Source organism: Blastococcus sp. OS1-29, from assembly GCF_057628075.1.
Map to the genome: position 1 here is coordinate 634,888 of NZ_JBXXJK010000001.1, position 17,102 is coordinate 651,989.

At 72.9% G+C, this 17,102-nt stretch carries 19 protein-coding genes; 9 read left to right on the forward strand and 10 right to left on the reverse strand.

The features are described from left to right. Positions 1–78 precede the first annotated feature (78 nt). Positions 79–1,368, reverse strand: coding sequence for a citrate synthase (locus AC2H4J_RS03160; RefSeq protein WP_487463369.1), 1,290 nt, complete (start codon positions 1,366–1,368; stop codon positions 79–81). Between the two features lie 38 nt (positions 1,369–1,406). Continuing rightward, entirely contained in the window at positions 1,407–2,825 is a 1,419-nt protein-coding gene (locus AC2H4J_RS03165) for a class II fumarate hydratase (RefSeq protein WP_487463370.1), read from the reverse strand. A 205-nt stretch (positions 2,826–3,030) separates the two neighbouring features. On the opposite strand from AC2H4J_RS03165, the gene AC2H4J_RS03170 reads away from it, so the two are divergent. Further along, on the forward strand, positions 3,031–3,900 hold the full coding sequence (locus AC2H4J_RS03170; protein ID WP_487463371.1) for a hypothetical protein: 870 nt from the start codon (positions 3,031–3,033) through the stop codon (positions 3,898–3,900). 83 nt (positions 3,901–3,983) lie between these two features. Further along, the gene (locus AC2H4J_RS03175) at positions 3,984–4,661 is read left to right on the forward strand and encodes a DUF1707 domain-containing protein (RefSeq protein WP_487463372.1); all 678 of its coding nucleotides are present in this window, start codon (positions 3,984–3,986) and stop codon (positions 4,659–4,661) included. A gap of 12 nt (positions 4,662–4,673) precedes the next feature. On the opposite strand, the gene glpX is transcribed toward AC2H4J_RS03175, so the two are convergent. Further along, positions 4,674–5,717, reverse strand: a complete 1,044-nt coding sequence (gene glpX / locus AC2H4J_RS03180; RefSeq protein WP_487463373.1) for a class II fructose-bisphosphatase — start codon at positions 5,715–5,717, stop codon at positions 4,674–4,676. A gap of 67 nt (positions 5,718–5,784) precedes the next feature. Here glpX and AC2H4J_RS03185 point away from each other — a divergent pair, with 67 nt between their 5' ends. Together AC2H4J_RS03185 and AC2H4J_RS03190 are read left to right on the forward strand one after the other, a co-directional pair. Beyond that, the gene (locus tag AC2H4J_RS03185; protein ID WP_487463374.1) at positions 5,785–6,414 is read left to right on the forward strand and encodes a DUF4245 domain-containing protein; all 630 of its coding nucleotides are present in this window, start codon (positions 5,785–5,787) and stop codon (positions 6,412–6,414) included. Positions 6,415–6,649: 235 nt separating this feature from the next. Next, positions 6,650–6,892, forward strand: coding sequence for a hypothetical protein (locus AC2H4J_RS03190; RefSeq protein ID WP_487463375.1), 243 nt, complete (start codon positions 6,650–6,652; stop codon positions 6,890–6,892). Positions 6,893–6,911: 19 nt separating this feature from the next. Here the strand turns inward: AC2H4J_RS03190 and AC2H4J_RS03195 are convergent, their stop codons facing one another. From AC2H4J_RS03195 to AC2H4J_RS03205, 3 genes are read right to left on the reverse strand one after another with little or no spacing between them, the layout of a single operon-like run. After that, complete coding sequence (locus tag AC2H4J_RS03195) at positions 6,912–7,130, reverse strand: exodeoxyribonuclease VII small subunit (RefSeq protein WP_487463376.1); 219 nt, start codon at positions 7,128–7,130, stop codon at positions 6,912–6,914. Next, complete coding sequence (gene xseA / locus AC2H4J_RS03200) at positions 7,127–8,371, reverse strand: exodeoxyribonuclease VII large subunit (protein ID WP_487463377.1); 1,245 nt, start codon at positions 8,369–8,371, stop codon at positions 7,127–7,129. Before xseA ends, AC2H4J_RS03195 begins: the two co-directional genes overlap by 4 nt. 43 nt (positions 8,372–8,414) lie before the next feature. After that, positions 8,415–9,470 carry a lipid droplet-associated protein gene (locus AC2H4J_RS03205; protein ID WP_487463378.1) on the reverse strand — a complete coding sequence of 352 codons (1,056 nt, stop codon included), beginning with the start codon at positions 9,468–9,470 and terminating at the stop codon, positions 8,415–8,417. A gap of 124 nt (positions 9,471–9,594) precedes the next feature. On the opposite strand from AC2H4J_RS03205, the gene AC2H4J_RS03210 reads away from it, so the two are divergent. Further along, positions 9,595–10,560: a 4-hydroxy-3-methylbut-2-enyl diphosphate reductase gene (locus AC2H4J_RS03210; RefSeq protein ID WP_487463379.1), complete on the forward strand. Its 966-nt coding sequence runs from the start codon at positions 9,595–9,597 to the stop codon at positions 10,558–10,560. 6 nt (positions 10,561–10,566) lie between these two features. Here the strand turns inward: AC2H4J_RS03210 and AC2H4J_RS03215 are convergent, their stop codons facing one another. Next, positions 10,567–11,640 carry a DNA recombination protein RmuC gene (locus tag AC2H4J_RS03215; protein WP_487463380.1) on the reverse strand — a complete coding sequence of 358 codons (1,074 nt, stop codon included), beginning with the start codon at positions 11,638–11,640 and terminating at the stop codon, positions 10,567–10,569. A 79-nt stretch (positions 11,641–11,719) separates the two neighbouring features. Beyond that, positions 11,720–12,352: a hypothetical protein gene (locus AC2H4J_RS03220; RefSeq protein ID WP_487463381.1), complete on the reverse strand. Its 633-nt coding sequence runs from the start codon at positions 12,350–12,352 to the stop codon at positions 11,720–11,722. A gap of 167 nt (positions 12,353–12,519) precedes the next feature. On the opposite strand from AC2H4J_RS03220, the gene AC2H4J_RS03225 reads away from it, so the two are divergent. Genes AC2H4J_RS03225 through AC2H4J_RS03235 form a run of 3 tightly spaced genes read left to right on the forward strand, consistent with a single transcriptional unit; the run spans position 12,520 to position 14,835 of the window. Then, on the forward strand, positions 12,520–13,650 hold the full coding sequence (locus tag AC2H4J_RS03225) for a sensor histidine kinase (RefSeq protein WP_487463382.1): 1,131 nt from the start codon (positions 12,520–12,522) through the stop codon (positions 13,648–13,650). Beyond that, entirely contained in the window at positions 13,647–14,330 is a 684-nt protein-coding gene (locus AC2H4J_RS03230; protein ID WP_487463383.1) for a response regulator, read from the forward strand. Before AC2H4J_RS03225 ends, AC2H4J_RS03230 begins: the two co-directional genes overlap by 4 nt. A 52-nt stretch (positions 14,331–14,382) precedes the next feature. Further along, positions 14,383–14,835, forward strand: coding sequence for a VOC family protein (locus AC2H4J_RS03235; RefSeq protein ID WP_487463384.1), 453 nt, complete (start codon positions 14,383–14,385; stop codon positions 14,833–14,835). 8 nt (positions 14,836–14,843) lie between these two features. Here AC2H4J_RS03235 and AC2H4J_RS03240 read toward each other — a convergent pair whose 3' ends face one another. Then, a complete protein-coding gene (locus tag AC2H4J_RS03240) occupies positions 14,844–15,377 on the reverse strand; it encodes a methylated-DNA--[protein]-cysteine S-methyltransferase (RefSeq protein WP_487463385.1) in 534 nt (177 codons plus the stop codon). Then, positions 15,377–16,876, reverse strand: coding sequence for an AlkA N-terminal domain-containing protein (locus AC2H4J_RS03245; RefSeq protein WP_487463386.1), 1,500 nt, complete (start codon positions 16,874–16,876; stop codon positions 15,377–15,379). The genes AC2H4J_RS03240 and AC2H4J_RS03245 overlap by 1 nt, the downstream gene beginning before the upstream one ends. On the opposite strand from AC2H4J_RS03245, the gene AC2H4J_RS03250 reads away from it, so the two are divergent. Then, positions 16,875–17,036 (forward strand): hypothetical protein, encoded by a 162-nt coding sequence (locus AC2H4J_RS03250; protein ID WP_487463387.1) that lies wholly within the window; start codon positions 16,875–16,877, stop codon positions 17,034–17,036. The two genes, AC2H4J_RS03245 and AC2H4J_RS03250, sit on opposite strands and share 2 nt — an antisense overlap. Positions 17,037–17,102: the final 66 nt, after the last annotated feature.

Here is a 17,102-nt window from a genome sequence, read left to right on the forward strand (position 1 = left end):
GACCGCCGCGACGCGGCGCGGGCCGGGTAGCGCCTCCACGGAGGAGGAGCTACCCGGCCCGTCGTCCGGGGCTGTCGGTTACCGCTCGCCGAGCGGGACGAAGCTCCGTTCGGTCTCGCCGGTGTAGAGCTGGCGCGGCCGGCCGATCTTGGTGGTCGGGTCGGCGATCATCTCCCGCCACTGGGCGATCCACCCGGGCAACCGCCCCATCGCGAACAGGACCGTGAACATCCGCGTCGGGAAGCCCATGGCCCGGTAGATGAGGCCGGTGTAGAAGTCGACGTTCGGGTAGAGCTTGCGCGAGACGAAGTAGTCGTCCTTCAGCGCGATCTCCTCGAGCTGGCGCGCGAGGTCGAGCAGCTCGTTGTTGCCGCCGAGCTTGTCCAGCACGCTGTCCGCCGTCGCCTTCACGATCGCCGCGCGCGGGTCGTAGTTCTTGTAGACCCGGTGACCGAAGCCCATGAGTTTGACGCCCGGCTCCTTGTTCTTCACCCGCTCGACGAAGCGCGGGATGTTGCCGCCGTCGGCCTTGATCGCCTCGAGCATCTCGAGCACCGACTGGTTCGCGCCGCCGTGCAGGGGGCCGAACAGCGCGTTGATGCCGGCCGAGACCGAGGCGAACAGGTTGGCGTGCGAGGAGCCGACCAGGCGGACGGTCGAGGTGGAGCAGTTCTGCTCGTGGTCGGCGTGCAGGACGAACAGCATGTCCAGCGCCTTCACGAACTCCGGGTCGACCTCGTAGGGCTCGGCCGGGAACCCGAAGGTCATGCGCAGGAAGTTCTCGACCAGCCCGCAGGAGTTGTCGGGGTAGAGCTGCGGCTGCCCGACCGACTTCTTGTAGGCGTAGGCCGCGATCGTGGGCACCTTTGCGAGCAGCCGCAGGGTGGAGATCTCCACCTGCTCCTCGTCGAAGGGGTCCAGCGAGTCCTGGTAGAAGGTCGACAGGGCGCTCACCGCCGACGACAGGACCGGCATCGGGTGCGCGTCGCGCGGGAACCCGTTGAAGAACTGCTTGAGGTCCTCGTGCAGCAGCGTGTGCCGCCGGATGCGCTGGTCGAAGGAGCCCAGCTGGTCGGCCGTCGGCAGCTCGCCGTAGATCAGCAGGTAGGTGACCTCGAGGAAGGTGGACTGCGAGGCGAGCTGGTCGATCGGGTAGCCGCGGTAGCGCAGGATCCCGGCGTCACCGTCGATGTAGGTGATCGCCGACGTGCACGAGGCCGTGTTCACGAACCCGATGTCGAGGGCGACCTTGCCCGTCGTCGACAGCAGCTTGCTCGTGTCGAGCCCATCGGAGCCCTCGGTCGCCTCGACGACGGGCAGGGCCAGTTCTCCACCGGGGTAGCGCAGGGCTACGTCTGTGTCGCTCACGCCTTCGGACGCTACTGCTCCATCCCCGGTGGTGCCCGTCAGGGGTGGGTCATGGACAGCACGTCGAGCGCCTCGTCGAGCTGCTGCTCGCTGAGCTTGCCCTGCTTCACGTAGCCGCGCTCCAGCACCACCTGGCGGATCGTCTTCTTCTCCTTGAGCGATTGCTTGGCCACGATCGCGGCCTCCTCGTAACCGATGTACTTGTTCAGCGGAGTGACGATCGACGGCGAGGACTCGGCCAGCTCGCGGCAGCGCTCGACGTTGGCCGTGATGCCGTCGATGCACCGGTCGGCCAGCAGCCGGCTGACGTTGCTCAGCAGGCGGATCGACTCCAGCACGTTGCGCGCCATCAGCGGCAGCGTGACGTTGAGCTCGAAGTTGCCCGTGGTGCCGGCGAACGCGACGGCGGCGTCGTTGCCGATGACCTGGGCGGCGACCTGCACCGTGGCCTCCGGCAGGACCGGGTTCACCTTGCCCGGCATGATCGAGCTGCCGGGCTGGAGGTCGGGCAGGAAGATCTCGCCGAGCCCGGTGCGGGGGCCCGAGCCCATCCAGCGGAGGTCGTTGGCGATCTTGACCAGGCCGACGGCGATCGTGCGGAGCTGCCCCGAGGCCTCGACTAGGCCGTCGCGCGAGCTCTGCGCCTCGAAGTGGTCGCGGGCCTCGGTCAGCGGCAGGTCCAGCTCGCCGGCCAGCCGCTCGATGATGGCGGCGGCGAACCCGGGCGGGGTGTTGATGCCGGTGCCGACGGCGGTGCCACCCAGAGGGAGCTCGCCGATCCGGGGCAGCGACGCGCGCAGGCGCTCGATGCCGTACCGGACGGCGGCCGCGTAGCCACCGAACTCCTGGCCCAGGGTCACCGGCGTGGCGTCCATCAGGTGTGTGCGCCCGCTCTTGACGACGTCGGCGAACTCGTCGGCCTTGCGCGACAGCGACAGTTCGAGGTGCTGCAGCGCGGGGATCAGGTCGCGCACGATCGCGCCCGTGGTGGCGACGTGGATCGCCGACGGGAAGACGTCGTTGGACGACTGCGACGCGTTCACGTGGTCGTTCGGGTGCACGGGCTTGCCCAGCGCCTCGGTGGCGAGGGTGGCGATGACCTCGTTGGTGTTCATGTTGCTCGACGTGCCCGAGCCGGTCTGGAAGACGTCGATGGGGAAGTGCTGGTCCCAGTCGCCCTGGGCCACGGTGGTGGCGGCTGCGGTGATCGCGGCGGCGACCTCCGCGTCGAGCACGCCGAGGTCTGCGTTGACCGCCGCGGCCGCTCCCTTGATCGCGGCCAGGGCGCCGATCAGCTCGCGCTCGATGGGCGTGCCGGAGATCGGGAAGTTCTCGACGGCTCGCTGGGTCTGGGCCCGCCACTTGGCCCAGGCGGGGACGCGGACCTCGCCCATGGAGTCGTGCTCGATGCGGTACTCCGTGCCCTTGGTCTCGCTGCCCTGGTTGTCGCTGGCCACGCTGCGCTCCCGGTGATGTGGATGGTGACGGTGCTCCGGGAAGGACCCTAGACACCCCGGTTCGCGTCGCACGGCTGGTGTCCGCGGGGAGTTCGTCGTCGACGCGTCGCACCCCGTCACCGGGCGCGCCCCAAGCGGTGCCGGTGACCGCCAGGGAGCCCTAGCATCCGCACCCCGGACCCGCATGCCGTCGAGGAGCGCTGCCATGTCACAGCCGCCGTACGCGCCGCGAGGTGGCAGCGAGCCGGAGGGAGAGCAGCCCGGGGCCCAGGGATGGCCGCCTTCCCCGGAGAACGCCGACGAGCCGACGCAGCAGTTCGGCACCCCGGGAGCACCCCAGCGGGAACAGACGCAGCAGTTCGCGGCACCGCCGTCCTACGGCCCGCCGGGGCAGCCGTACGGGCAGCAGCCCTACGGCCAGCCGGCCTACGGCCCGCAGCCGGGGCAGCAGCCCTACGGCCAGCCCCAGTACTGGCAGCCTCAGTACGGCCAGCCCCCGTACGGCCAACCCCCGTACGGCCAACCCCCGTACGGGCAGCCCCCGTACGGCCAAGCCAGCTACGGGCAGCCGGGGCAGCAGCCCTACGGCCGGCCCGGCGCACCGTGGGGTGCCCCCGGCGGGCCGGGGAACCGGCCGCCGAAGGGCAGCAGGAACACCCTGATCGCGCTGGTCATCGCCGGTGTCGTCGTCCTGGCCGCGATCGGCGTCGCCCTGTTCCTGGTGTTCGGCGAGGACGACAACACGGCGACGGCCGGCTCCGCGACGAACAGCGCGACCACCGGCGCGGCCTCGTCGACGGCGGAGCGGACCACGTCCTCCAGCTCGTCCGGTGCGTCGCCGGACGGCGCGAGCGGCATCCCACCCGCGGGCGGCACCCCCGACGGTCTCGGCGACGATCCCGTCCTCGACCAGTACGCGCAGAGTTGCTACGACGGCGACATGGCCGCCTGCGACACCCTCTACAACGAGTCGGAGGTCGGCTCGGACTACGAGACGTACGGCGGCACGTGCGCCGGTCGCCAGCCGGCCACGAACTCCGACGTCGTCTACTGCACCGACGCCTTCCCCGGCTGACCCGGTCGCGCCCGTCGCCTCGAGGGACGGCCCGGGGCGGGGTACGAACCGGCAGGCGCCGCGACGCACTACGGTCCGTAGGCGTGTCCGACGCCCTCGCCCCCGACGGTCCGCGGGCCGTCCGCGCCTCCGATGCCGACCGCGAGGCCACCGTCACGCGCCTCCAGTCAGCGCTCGGAGAGGGGCGCATCGACCTCGATGAGTTCGGTCAGCGGGCCGACGCCGCCTACGCCGCGGTCACCCGGAACGAGTTGGACCATCTGGTCGCCGATCTGCCGCTCCATCCCGCCCGGCCGGTCGAGATCGTCGGCCGGCGCACGCAGGAGGAGGTCTCGACCGTCTTCGGCGACGTCGTCCTGGCCGGAGGGGCGGCGCCACCGCAACGGGCCAGCACCGTGTTCGGCGACGTCCGGATCGACCTGCGGGGGCTGCGCACCAGCGAGGAACGCATCGACCTGCACCTGAGCACGGTGTTCGGTGACATCGACGTGATCCTCGCCGAGGGCGTGGACGGTGAGCTCCACGGTCGCACCCTTTTCGGCGACCGCACGATCGCCCTCGCGCCCGTGCAACGGCTCGCGGGCACGCCGCTCATCGTCGTCCACGCCAGGACGATCTTCGGCGACCTCCGGTTGCGGAGTCTCGCCCCCGGCGCGTCGGCCAGTCGCTGGTCGGCGTTGCTGGATCGGCTGGCGCGGCGGACGACTCCCCCTCCGCCCTCAGCGGGCGCGCCGCCACCGGCCTCGCCGACGCCGTCGTGAGCCGCCTGTTCCTTACTGCTCGTCGCGGTCGAACGGCACCGCCGAGTAGGCCCGCAGCTTCTCCAGCGAGTGCAGGCTCTCGATCGAGCGGATCGTGCCCGAGCGCGAGCGCATGACCAGCGACTGCGTGGTGCAGCCGCCGGCGCGGTACTGCACGCCGCGCAGCAGCTCCCCGTCGGTGATGCCGGTCGCCACGAAGAAGACGTCGCCCTGGACGAGGTCGTCGATGTGCAGGACCCGGTCGAGGTCGTGGCCGGCGTCGATGGCCTTCTGCCGCTCCTCGTCGTCCTTGGGCCAGAGCTTGCCCTGGAGCGCACCGCCCATGCACTTCAGCGCGCAGGCGGCGATGATCCCCTCCGGCGTGCCGCCGATGCCGAGCAGCAGGTCGACGCCGGTGCCCTCCCGGGCGGCGGCGATCGCCCCGGCGACGTCGCCGTCGGTGATGAACTTGATGCGGGCGCCGGCCTCCCGGACCTCCCGCACGAGGTTCTCGTGCCGGGGGCGGTCGAGGATGCAGACGGTCACGTCGCCGCGCGAGCTCTTCTTCGCCTTGGCGATGCGGGCGATGTTCTCCGCGACCGGCGCGGTGATGTCGACGACGTCGGCGGCCGCGGGGCCGGTGGCGAGCTTCTCCATGTAGAAGACGGCCGAGGGGTCGTACATGGCGCCGCGGTCGGCGACGGCCATGACGGCGATCGCGTTGGGCATGCCCTTGGCCATCAGGGTGGTGCCGTCGATCGGGTCGACGGCGACGTCGGTCTCGAAACCGCTCCCGTCGCCGACCTGTTCGCCGTTGTAGAGCATCGGGGCCTCGTCCTTCTCGCCCTCCCCGATGACGACGACGCCGTTCATGCTCACGGTGCCGATCAGCGCGCGCATGGCGTCGACCGCGGCCCCGTCGCCGCCGTTCTTGTCGCCGCGGCCCACCCAGCGGCCGGCGGCCATGGCGGCGGCCTCGGTGACCCGGACGAGCTCGAGGGCCAGGTTCCGGTCCGGTGCCGGTCGGTCGGTCCGGAAGCCGCGGTTCGTCGGGAGACCTTCAGGGACGGGCAGCACGGGACCTCCTGATCGGACCACCGGCGCTGGTGGCAAAGGGGGCAAGCTCTCCTGCGATCCTAGGTGCATGACCGCAGCCGGCCCGCCGAGTCAGCGACCGCCCGGGATGGACGACGCCCCGGGCCCCGAGCAGGGAACCCCGGCGAGTCCGGCCGTCCAGCGGGCGGCGCGCATGAACGCGGCCAACATGGTGCGTTCGCTGCTGCCGCTGGTGCTGATCTGCCTGGTGATCGTCTGGTGGACCAGCTTCCGGCAGGGTCCCGACGTCCAGCCGGTGCGCACGGTCGACCCCACCTCCACGATCGACCTGGCGGCCGCGCGGGCGAGCTACCCGATCGTGGTCCCCCAGGGCCTCGGGAAGGACTACCGGCCGACCAGCGCGCGCACCGATGCCGGCGCCGCCTCCGAGGGCGACCCGGTGACGCTCGAGATCGGCTACGTGACCCCGTCGGACGAGTTCGCCGGCTTCGTGGTCAGCGACGACCGCCGGGCGGACCCGGTCGCCGCGGTGCTCGACGGCGCCGAGGAGAGGGGGGCGGTCGACGTCGCCGGCCGGTCCTGGACGCGATCGACGACGCGGAAGGGCGAGACCGTGCTGTCCCGGGACGACGGCGGCGTGGTCGTCACCGTCAGCGGATCCGCGTCCGAGAAGGAGCTGGAGACCGTCGCGGCAGCGGTGGCGCCCTACACCCCCTGAGTGCCGCGGCTTCCCCGGTCGACGGGCCGAAATGTGGTCTACGTCACGACATGATTACTGTCCGGTGCGCCGCGCGTCGGCGATTCGCGACTGGCGGGACGCTTCCGCCCCACCCGTCACGCGAGCCACTCGCGCACCCCCAGGAGTCCCCATGCCCCCTCGTGTTCCCTGCTCCGGCGGCGACCACCGGCCACCCGCCACCGGCGGTTCGTGTGCCTGCGGGATGGTGACCCGGGTGCCCTCGGCACGGCCGCCGGTGCGCCCCGGCCCGCTCGTGCCGCCCGAGGTCCGCGACATGCTCGCGCGGTGCCTCTACGACGGTCCCGGTGACCCGCTGGCAGCCGACCTCAACAACCACCGGCTGGCCGACATGCAGATCTCCCGCCTGCTGCGTCTGCGGGCCGACCGGGTGCTCGCCCTCCTGTCGGACGCGGGGCTCGTCGTCACCACCGACGGCGACGTCCGGCGCGCGGCCTGACCGCAGCCGGCGGCGCCGGTCAGTCCTGATCGGCGCCGTCGGCGGGGGACGCGGCCGCCAGCCGTTCGCGGGCCCGGTCGAGCCAGTGCTGGCACAGCTTCGCGAGCTCCTCGCCGCGCTCCCAGAGCGCGAGCGACTCCTCCAGCGTCAGCCCGCCGGCCTCCAGGCGGCGGACGACGTCGGCGAGCTCCTCGCGGGCCTGCTCGTACGTGGTCGTCGGCTCGGTGCTCTCGGTCATGCGTCCTCCTCGGTCGGCGATGTCGGGTCGGCGGCGCGGTCGACGCGGACGGCCAGCCGGCCGCCGGCCACCCGCACGCGCAGCAGCTCGCCGTCGCTGACGTCGGCGGGGTCGCGCACCAGGGCGCCGTCGACCCGCTGGACGACGGCGTAGCCACGGTCGAGGGTGGCCGCGGGCGACAGGGCGGCCACCCGGGCACGCGCATGTTCGAGGTCGCGCTCGGCGCTCTCGACGCGGTGCACCAGCGTGCGCCGGGCCCGCGTACGAAGGCCGAGGACGTCGTCCACGCGACCGTGCAGCAACCGGTCGGGGGAGGCGAGCACGGGGCGGGTGCGCACCGACTCCAGCCAGCGCTCCTGCTGGTCGAGCCGGGTGGTGAGCAGGTGCCGTGCGCGGGACCGGAGACCCTCGACCAGCCGCCGCTGCTCACCGATCTCCGGGACGATCCGGTGCGCGGCGTCGGTGGGGGTGGCGGCCCGGACGTCGGCGACGTGGTCGACCAGCGTCGTGTCTGTCTCGTGCCCGACGGCGGTGACCACCGGCGTGCGGGTGGCGGCGATGGCGCGCACCAGGCCCTCGTCCGAGAACGGCAGCAGGTCCTCCACCGAGCCGCCGCCGCGCGCGATGACGATGACCTCGACGGCCGGGTGGGCGTCGAGCCGGCGCAGCCCGTCGATGACGTTCTGGGCGGCCTGCGGCCCTTGGACCGCGCAGTTGAACATCTCGAACCGCACGGCCGGCCAGCGCCGGCGCGCGGTCACCAGCACGTCCCGCTCGGCCGCACTGTCCCGCCCGGTGATGACCCCGACGACCGCGGGGGCGAAGGGCAGCGGCCGTTTGCGGACGGCGTCGAACAGACCCTCTGCCGCAAGCAACTGCCGGATCCGCTCGATGCGGGCCAGCAGCTCGCCGAGGCCGACGGCGCGGATCTCGGTCGCCCGCAACGAGAACGAGCCGCGTGCCACGTAGTAATCGGGCCGGGCGCGGACGATCACCCGTGAGCCCTCGGTGAGCTCCAGCCCGGGTCGCTCCGCCACGTCGCGGTGACAGGTGACCGGGACCGAGAGATCGGCCGCAGGGTCGCGGAGGGTGAGGAACACCGTGGCGGCGCCGCCTCGACGGGACAGCTGCGCGACCTGCCCCTCCACCCACACCTCGCCCAGGCGGCCGATCCAGTCGGCGACCTTGCGCGCCACCGTGCGCACCGGCCAGGGCGCCTCGGGGGAGGACGGAGCAGTCACCCGGTGAGGGTGTCAGACGGCACCGACACCCTCGGCCCAGCCCTCAGGTCCCGCGCGGGGCCAGCGGGCTGGACGCGATCGCCTGCTCCTCGAGCTTCTCCAGCCGGTTGCGCAGCATCGTCAGGTAGGGCGCGCGGGCACGGGTCGCCTGCTCGTAGGCGATCAGCTCCTCGACGGTGTTCAGTGCGTAGCCGCGCAGGCGTCCACGGAGCTGGGCCACCGTGAAGGCGTCATAGCCGTCGACGGGGGCGTTCCGTGGGGCCGGGGAGACCGACTCGGCGGTCCCGGTCGAGTCGGCGGTCCCGGTCGAGGCGTCAGTGCCGGTCGAGGCTTCCGCACCGGTCGAGGCGTCGCTCTCGGGCGCGGTGTCGCTCTCGGGCGCGGCGACGCTCTCGGGCGCGGCGACGCCCTCGGGCGCGGCGACGCCCTCGTCGGTGACGGTCGCGTCGACGGCCGCGATGTCACCTGCCGGCGTGAGGACGTCGACCGTCGTCGCCACGTCGGCGGACGGCTCCGCCTCCAGCAGTGCGGGCTGGACGGCGGTGGTGTCCTCGGCCGTCGTCGCGGACTTCCGTGGCCGCGCAGCCTTCCTGGCGGGCGCCTTCTTGGCGGCGGCCTTCTTCGCGGCGGCCTTCTTCGCCGGGGCAGGGGTCCCTGGTGCCGTCTCCTCCAGCGTGGGGGCCTGGTCGACGAGCTCGTCGATCGCGATCTCGTCCAGGATCTCCTGGGTGTCGGGAGCCTCCTCGGCGGTGGCGACCTCCTCGTCGAGGATCAGGTCGACGTCCGCGCTCGTCGGCTCGGTGTCGTCGGCGCGGTCGAAGGCGGACTCGCGGAAGCCGGTGGGCGCCGGCAGCGGCTCGTCGTCGTCGAAGGTCGCCAGACCGGGCTCGTCCTCGCCGCGCAGGCCGGTGAACAGCTCGTCCCCGCGGGCGACGAAGCCGGCGTACTGCTGCTGCACCTTCATCGCATGCTGCATCGCCAGCCCGATGAGCCGCACCGGCAGGCCGGGCAGGGTCTCGGGGAGCTTGCGCGCCTCGTCCAGAACGGTGGCGGCCAGTCCGGCGGCGGCGCGGACGACCTCAGGTATCTCTCGGGCCATGGGCACACCCTGCCCCACAACGAACGGGGCGACACCCCCTGTGTCCAGTTCCACCCTGAGGGGCGGTGGCCAGTGCCACGTCCGGGACCACGGTCGGTCTCTTCGCCCCGCCTACGATGGGTGCATGGCTGATCAGCGCGGACGCGTCCTCCTGGCCGACCCACGTGGGTACTGCGCCGGCGTGGACCGCGCGGTGATCGCGGTCGAGCGGGCGCTGGAGATCCACGGCGCACCGGTGTACGTGCGGAAGCAGATCGTCCACAACAAGCACGTCGTCGCCACGCTGGAACGTCGCGGGGCGATCTTCGTGGAGGAGACCGATGAGGTCCCCGAGGGCTCGGTCGTGGTCTTCAGCGCGCACGGCGTCTCGCCGGCGGTGCACGAGGAGGCCGCGAACCGGCAGCTGCGCACCATCGACGCGACCTGCCCGCTGGTCACGAAGGTGCACCAGGAGGCGAAGCGGTTCGCCCGCGACGACTACGACATCCTGCTGATCGGCCACCGCGGGCACGAGGAGGTCGAGGGCACCGCCGGTGAGGCGCCGTCCCACATCCAGCTCGTCGACGGGGCGGACGACGTCGCCAACGTGCAGGTGCGCGACCCGGAGAAGGTGGTCTGGCTGTCGCAGACGACGCTCTCGGTCGACGAGACCCTCGCCACGGTCGACCAGCTGAAGAACCGCTTTCCCGGGCTGCAGTCCCCGCCCAGCGACGACATCTGCTACGCCACCCAGAACCGTCAGCAGGCCGTGAAGCAGATGGCCGGCGAGTGCGACCTGGTGCTCGTCGTCGGGTCGACCAACTCGTCGAACTCCGTCCGCCTCGTCGAGGTCGCGCTGGAGGCCGGGGCGCGCGACTCGCACCTCGTCGACTTCGCCTCCGAGATCGACGAGGCGTGGCTGGAGGGCGTGGGCACGGTCGGCGTGACCAGCGGCGCCTCGGTGCCGGAAATCCTCGTCAGTGACGTCCTGGACTGGCTGGCCGAGCGTGGCTACGCCGACGTCGAGACGGTCAAGGCGGCGGAGGAGCGGCTGGTGTTCGCCCTCCCGCACGAGCTCCGCCGCGCCGAGAAGGCCGCCCGGACCGAGTAGCCCGACCTAGCCCGTTGTGCCGTCGCGGGACTCCTCCAGCTCGTCGTCGGACGGCTGGGCCGGCCGCAGGGTGCGGATGGTCGCCTCGACCGGGGCCGGCTCGGGCACCGGGCTCTCGGCGATGCCCAGGTCGTCGAAGCGGCGGGCCGCGGTCAGCACCGAGCGCTCGTAGGAACCGACCGTGTCGTTGAAGCGGGCCATCGTCGTGCCGAGAGCGGAGCCGAGCCGGTTCAGGTGCCCGGACAGCGTGCTCAGCCGGGCGTGCAGCCGCCGGCCCACTTCCAGCACCTGGTCGGCGTCCCGCGCGAGGCGCTCCTGCCGCCACGAGTAGGCGACGGTGCGCAGCAGCGCGAGCAGCGTGCTCGGCGTCGCGACGACGACGTCCTTGGCGAAACCGTGCTCCAGCAGTCCCGGCTCGGCTTCCAGCGCGGTCATGAGGAAGCCGTCCGAGGGGACGAACAGGACCGTGAACGGCGCGGCGGGCCGGAAGGCGGTCGGGTAGCGGCGCGCGGCCAGGGTGTCGATGTGGGTGCGCAGCTGCCGGGCGTGCGCGGCGACCCGCTGCGCGCGGACGGTGATGTCGTCGGCCTGGACGGCCTCGATGTACCCGGTGAAGGGCACCTTCGCGTCGACGATGACCTGTCGGCCGTCGGCCAGCGTCACCACGAGGTCGGGGCGGACGCCGGCGCCCTGGTCGTTGACCGCCGACGGCTGCTCGACGAAGTCGCAGTGCTCGACCAGCCCGGCCACCTCCACGACCCGGCGGAGCTGGACCTCGCCCCAGCGCCCGCGCACGTGCGGTGTGCGCAGGGCCGTGACCAGGGCGGCCGTCTCCTGCCTCAGCTGTGCCGAGGTGGAGCCGACGGTGCCCATCTGCTCCCGAAGCTCGCCGTGCGCGGTGGCACGCGCTCGCTCCATCCCGGCCAGCAGCCGGTGCAGATGGTCGAGCGACTCGTGCACGGGTTCGAGGCCGGTGTCGTCGGGGCGGTTCCGGGACAGCAACGTGACCACGCCGAGGGTGACGGCGGTGGCCAGCAGTGCGCCGAGGAGGAGACCGGTGAGCAGGGAAGCGGCGTCCATGTCCGGGAGGGTGCCGCACGGGTACGACACAACGTGGGACGAAGCCGGCCGCTGGTGGCGGCCGGCGCCGTCGCTGCGCTCATGCCGGCTGGCGCTGCGCCTCGATCGGTCGGCTCGTACGGGCGCCGGTCGCGGCAACCCAGACACCGAACCCGATCGCCCAGAGCCAGAAGAGGAACAGCGGGAAGAAGAACCCGGCGAGGAGGCCGCACAATCCCGCGACGGCGGTCACCACCCGCAGGGCAGACGGCAGGGCGCCACGGATGGCCAGGACCAGTGCGGCGCTCCCGATGAGGAAGGCGCTGGCGCACACCGCCACCAGGTTGCTCATCTCGCTCAGTGCATAGACGACCGGATGCGGAAGGGCCCTCAGTGGCGCGCCGCCCTCGGCGAAGACGACCGCCACGCCGCCGACCAGGAACCAGCCGACCACGGCGGCCGCGGTGCCGCCGACCATCAGCCCCCAGAACGTGTCGCCGCCCGAGCCCAATTCCGACCGCATGCGCCGGGCGAAGGGGAGGAGGCCGACGGCGGCGAAGGCACCGAGATAGGCCAGGGCGATCGAGCGGGCCCAGCTCCCGGTCGCCATGTACGCGACGACGGTGCTGTTCTCGTAGTCGCCGCCGGGCGATCCGATGCTCATGAAAGCGAGTGGGGTGCCGATGCCGTAGGCGAGCATTCCCAGCCCCGCCGTCCGTCGTGAGATGTCCATGGTTTCCTCCTGCAGTCGGGGCGGCCGTGCGGTCGGCGGAAACATAGGTTCGGCACCCCGGACACGTCGTCCTGCGCACTGACCATCTGCAGGTCGGCCGCGCGCAGGATCCTCACGTCATCCGCGAGGAGGACGCCGGAACACCGGAGGAGATCTAGGTTCTGCGGATGACCCGGCGGTCGATCGCTTTCGACGTGCTGCTGGCGCTCGTCGTCCTGGTGGCAGGTCAGACGGAGGCGTGGCTGGGCTGGCAGGAGACGCACCGGCAGGGTCCGCACTGGGTCCAGGCGCTGGGCTACGGCCTCGCGGCCGCCGCTCTGGTCATCCGGCGGCTCCACCCGTTGCGCTGCGTCGTGCTCGTCTGCGCCGTGCTGGCACTCGAGTTCGCCGCCGTGGGGTCGCCGGAGGGGATGGGCCTCGCGCTCATGCCGATGATCGCGGCGTACTCGGTGGCGAACGGTGAGGACCGGCGGCGCGCGCTGGCCGGCCTGGCCGCCCTCGTCGGGCTGGGCGCGGCCTGGTTGGCCTTCGACCCGCTCACGGTGCGACCGATCCAGTACGTCCAGGGGAGTAGTTGGCTCTCGTTGTGGCTGGTCGCCTGGTTGCTGGGCGCGTACCTGCGCACTCGCCGCCTCTACAAGGAGGGGCTGGCCCGCGAGCAGGAGGAGCGCGCCCTCACCGCCGTCGCCGAGGAGCGCAACCGGATCGCCCGGGAGTTGCACGACGTCGTCGGCCACAGCGTCAGCGTGATGACCGTGCAGGCGTCCGCCGTCCGCCGGCTGATGCGGCCCGACCAGGAGAAGGAGCGGGCCGCCCTGGAGACGGTCGAGGCGGCCGGCCGGGAGGCGCTGGCCGAGATGCGCCGGATGGTCGGAGTGCTCCGATCCGGTGACGCGCCCCCCGACCTCGCCCCGCCGCCCACGCTCGATCAGCTGGACCGGCTGGTCGAAAAATTCCGGCGGGCGGGGCTCGACGTCTCCTTCGAGACGACGGGGGAGCCGGCGCCGCTGCCACCCGGCCTCGACCTCACGGCCTACCGGCTGGTCCAGGAGGCGCTCACCAACACACTGCGGCACGCGGGAGCACGCCAGGCACTCGTGCACATCGGCCACGGCGACGACCGGCTGGTCATCTGCGTGCGCGACGACGGCGCGGGGCCCAACGGCTCACCCCCGGGCACCGGGCTGCTCGGCATGCGCGAGCGGGTCGCGGTGTACGGCGGAACGCTCACCACAGGTGCCGCGGAGGGCGGCGGATTCGAGCTGCGCGCCGAGCTGCCGGTGGTGACGGCGTCATGACCTCCGCCGGACCGGTCCGCGTGTTCGTCGTCGACGACCAGGCTCTCGTGCGCGCCGGGTTCCGGATGATCCTGGAGGCCGAGTCCGACCTCGTCGTTGCGGGGGAGGCCGCGGACGGCGAGGAGGCCGTCGCGCGCGTCACCGCTGACCCGCCGGACGTGGTGCTGATGGACGTCCGGATGCCGGGCGTCGACGGCATCGAGGCGACCCGGCGCATCCTGGCTGACCCCGCGCACGCCGCCGTCCGCGTGATCATGCTGACCACGTTCGACATGGACGAGTACGTCTACGAGGCCCTCCGGGCCGGCGCCTCCGGCTTCGTGCTCAAGGACGTCCCGCCCGAACAGCTCGTCGACGGCATTCGGGCCGTCCACAGCGGCAGCTCGCTGCTCGCCCCGTCGATCACGCGGCGGATGATCGAGGTCCACCTCGTCCGTCCAGCGGTCGTTCCGGCCCCGGACTCACTGACCCCGCGCGAGCGGGAGATCCTCGGCCTGCTCGGCCGCGGCCTGTCCAACGCGGAGATCGCCGACACGCTCGTGGTGTCGGAGACGACGGTCAAGACGCACGTCGGCCGGGTGCTGATGAAGCTGGGGCTCCGCGACCGCGTGCAGGCGGTGATCTTCGCCTACGAGAGCGGCGTGGTGACGATCGGCTACAACCCGGCCGCGGGGCGGTAGCCGCCGCGATCGCGGACAGCCGGAACGTCAGCGCATGGCCCACAGTGGCCCGGTGACCGACACCTCCGAGCCGCTGGCCCGCCCCGACGCCATCCATCACGTCCGGCTGACAGTGACCGACATCGCCCGTTCCAAGGGCTTCTACGTCCGCCTGCTGGGCGCGGGGCCTGCCGTCGACTTCAGCGATCAGGCGGGTGACCCGGCCGTGCTCGCGGACCCGTCGCGCGTCTACGGCGGCTGCGTCTTCTCCGTGGGCCATCAGTTGCTGGGTCTGCGTCCGGTGGCCGAAGCGGGAGATCGCTTCCGGTCCACCCGGGTGGGGCTGGACCACCTCAGTCTCGCCGTCGGGTCGGTCGAGGACCTTCATGCGGCCGCGGGCCGCCTGGATGAGGCCGGCGTCGAACACGGCGACATCCAGGAGCTGACCGGGTTCGGGATCGCCATCCTGTCCGTGCAGGACCCGGACGACATCAACCTGGAGCTGACCGCCCCCCTGCCTCGCTGACGCCGGGATCAGGCGGCGAGCGGTGCGTGCTCCGCCTCGTGGTCGAGCAGCCAGCGCTTGACCGGCGTTCCCCAGCGGAAGCCGCCGAGGCCGCCGTCGGAGCCGAGCACCCGGTGGCACGGCACGAAGAGGGCTGCCGCGTTGCGAGCGCAGGCGTTCGCGGCGGCCCGGATCGCGGCGGGCCGGCCGCAGCGCGCGGCGAAGGCGGCGTAGCTGTCGGGGTGCCCCGCGGGCACGGTGCGCAGGATCTGCCAGGCCTCGGTGAGGAAGGGCCCCGACCGCTGGCGGACCGCGACCTCGTCGATGGCCGTGACGTCACCGGCGACGTACTTCTCCACCGCGTCGAGCACGGGCAGGTCTGCCACCCGCTCGCTGCCGGCCGGACGCAGAGAGAGGTGCACGACGGGCAGCAGATCGGCGACGTCCGCGGTCCAGCCGCTGGCGAGGACGACGTCGTCGGCGTCCACGAGCACGGTGAAGGGCCCGGGTGGCGTGGTGATCGTGGCGTGGCGGGCTGGGCCAGGGCGGGCTGGGGTGGACATCAGGCACTCCTCGGGAGGGCAGGTTCCGGGCTCGGGCGGGTGAAGAGGGCGGGCACGGCGAGCGCCCACAGGTGCAGGACGGCGTAGGACGACCACGGCCGCCACCGCGCGGCGGCGTCGGCGTCGCTGCTGCCGAGGGACTCCAGTGACCGGCGCACGGCGAGGTCGCCGGGCAGCCAGACGTCGGGGTCGGCGAGGCCGCGCAGGCCGACGAGTGCCGCGGTCCAGGGACCGATCCCGGGGACATCGAGCAGCGCCCGCCGGGCCTCGTCGCGGTCGGCACCCGGGTCGAGGGCGATGCCGTCGCCGGCCAGCGCGGCCGACAGGGCGTGCACCGTGCGGCGGCGCGCGCCGGTCAGGCCGACGGCGGTGAGATCGGCCTCCGCCAGTGCTGCCGCCCGGGGGAAGGCGTGGGTGAGCGTGCCGACCGGCTCGGCGAGAGGCGTGCCGGCTGCTGTCACCAGCCGTGCGGTGAGGGTGCGCGCCCCGGCCACCGAGACCTGCTGACCGAGGACGGCGCGCACGGCCAGCTCGTCGGCGTCCGGCGAGGCCGGCACCCGGCGCCCGGGGGCGGCAGCCACGACGGGTGCCAGGGCGGGATCGCCGCCGAGCACGTCGTCGACCGCGACCGGGTCGGCGTCCAGGTCGAGCATTCGGCGGCAGCGGGTGACGGCGGCCCCCAGGTCGCGCAGCTCGGCGAGCCTCAGTCTGGCCGTGACCCCGGCGCCGCCGCCGGGCGCGGGGGACAGCTGCACGACCGCCGGGCCGTGCGGCAGGTCCAACACGCGGGAGAACGTCGTCCCGTCCCACTCCTCCAGGCCGGGGACGGCGTGAGCGCCCAGGAACAGCAGCACCTCGTCCGCGGCGTAGGGAGCGCGGGCCGCGAGCCGGATGGTCAGCCAGCCGGGTGCGGCGTTCGTCGCCCCGGACGGGGTCGTGGTCCTGCGGAGCCCGGTCGGTGACATGGCGAACACCTCGCGGACGGTGTCGTTGAACTGCCGGATGCTGGCGAACCCCGCCGCGAAGGCGACGTCGGCCATCGGCAGGTCGGTGGTCTCGATGAGCAGTCGCGCGGTCTGGGCGCGCTGCGCACGGGCGAGTGCGAGCGGACCGACGCCGAGCTCGCCGACCAGCAGGCGGTGCAGCTGGCGCTCGGAGTAGCCCAGCCGCGCGGCCAGCCCCGGAACGCCGGAGCGCTCCACCTCGCCGTCCGCGATGAGCCGCATGGCGCGGGCGACTACGTCCGCCCGGACGTCCCACTCGGGTGACCCGGGGACGGCGTCGGGACGGCAGCGGCGGCAGGCGCGGAAGCCCGCCGCCTGGGCTGCCGCGGCGGTCGTGAAGAAGGAGACGTTGCGGGCGAGCGGGGTGCGGGCCGGGCAGGACGGACGGCAGTAGATGCCGGTCGTGTGCACGGCGGTGAAGAACCAGCCGTCGAACCGGGCGTCGCGCCCGGCGACCGCGCGGTAACAGCGCTCGTGGTCCAGCGTCCGGCTCATGAAGACGAGCATGCCAGCCCCGGACGGCGAGAACTGGCGGTTTTCGGACGTCGCCGTGCCCTCCGTCGACTCCACCGTCTCCACCGTCCGGTGGACGGCGGGACCGCGCACCGGCGGTTCCCGCGGCGGACTCGGGACTGCTGCCGTCTCCGGTCACTGATCACCTCGTGTCAAGAGGCCCCGTTCATCTGTGGACAGGCGGTTGACCTGGGGATTCGTGGTGCGC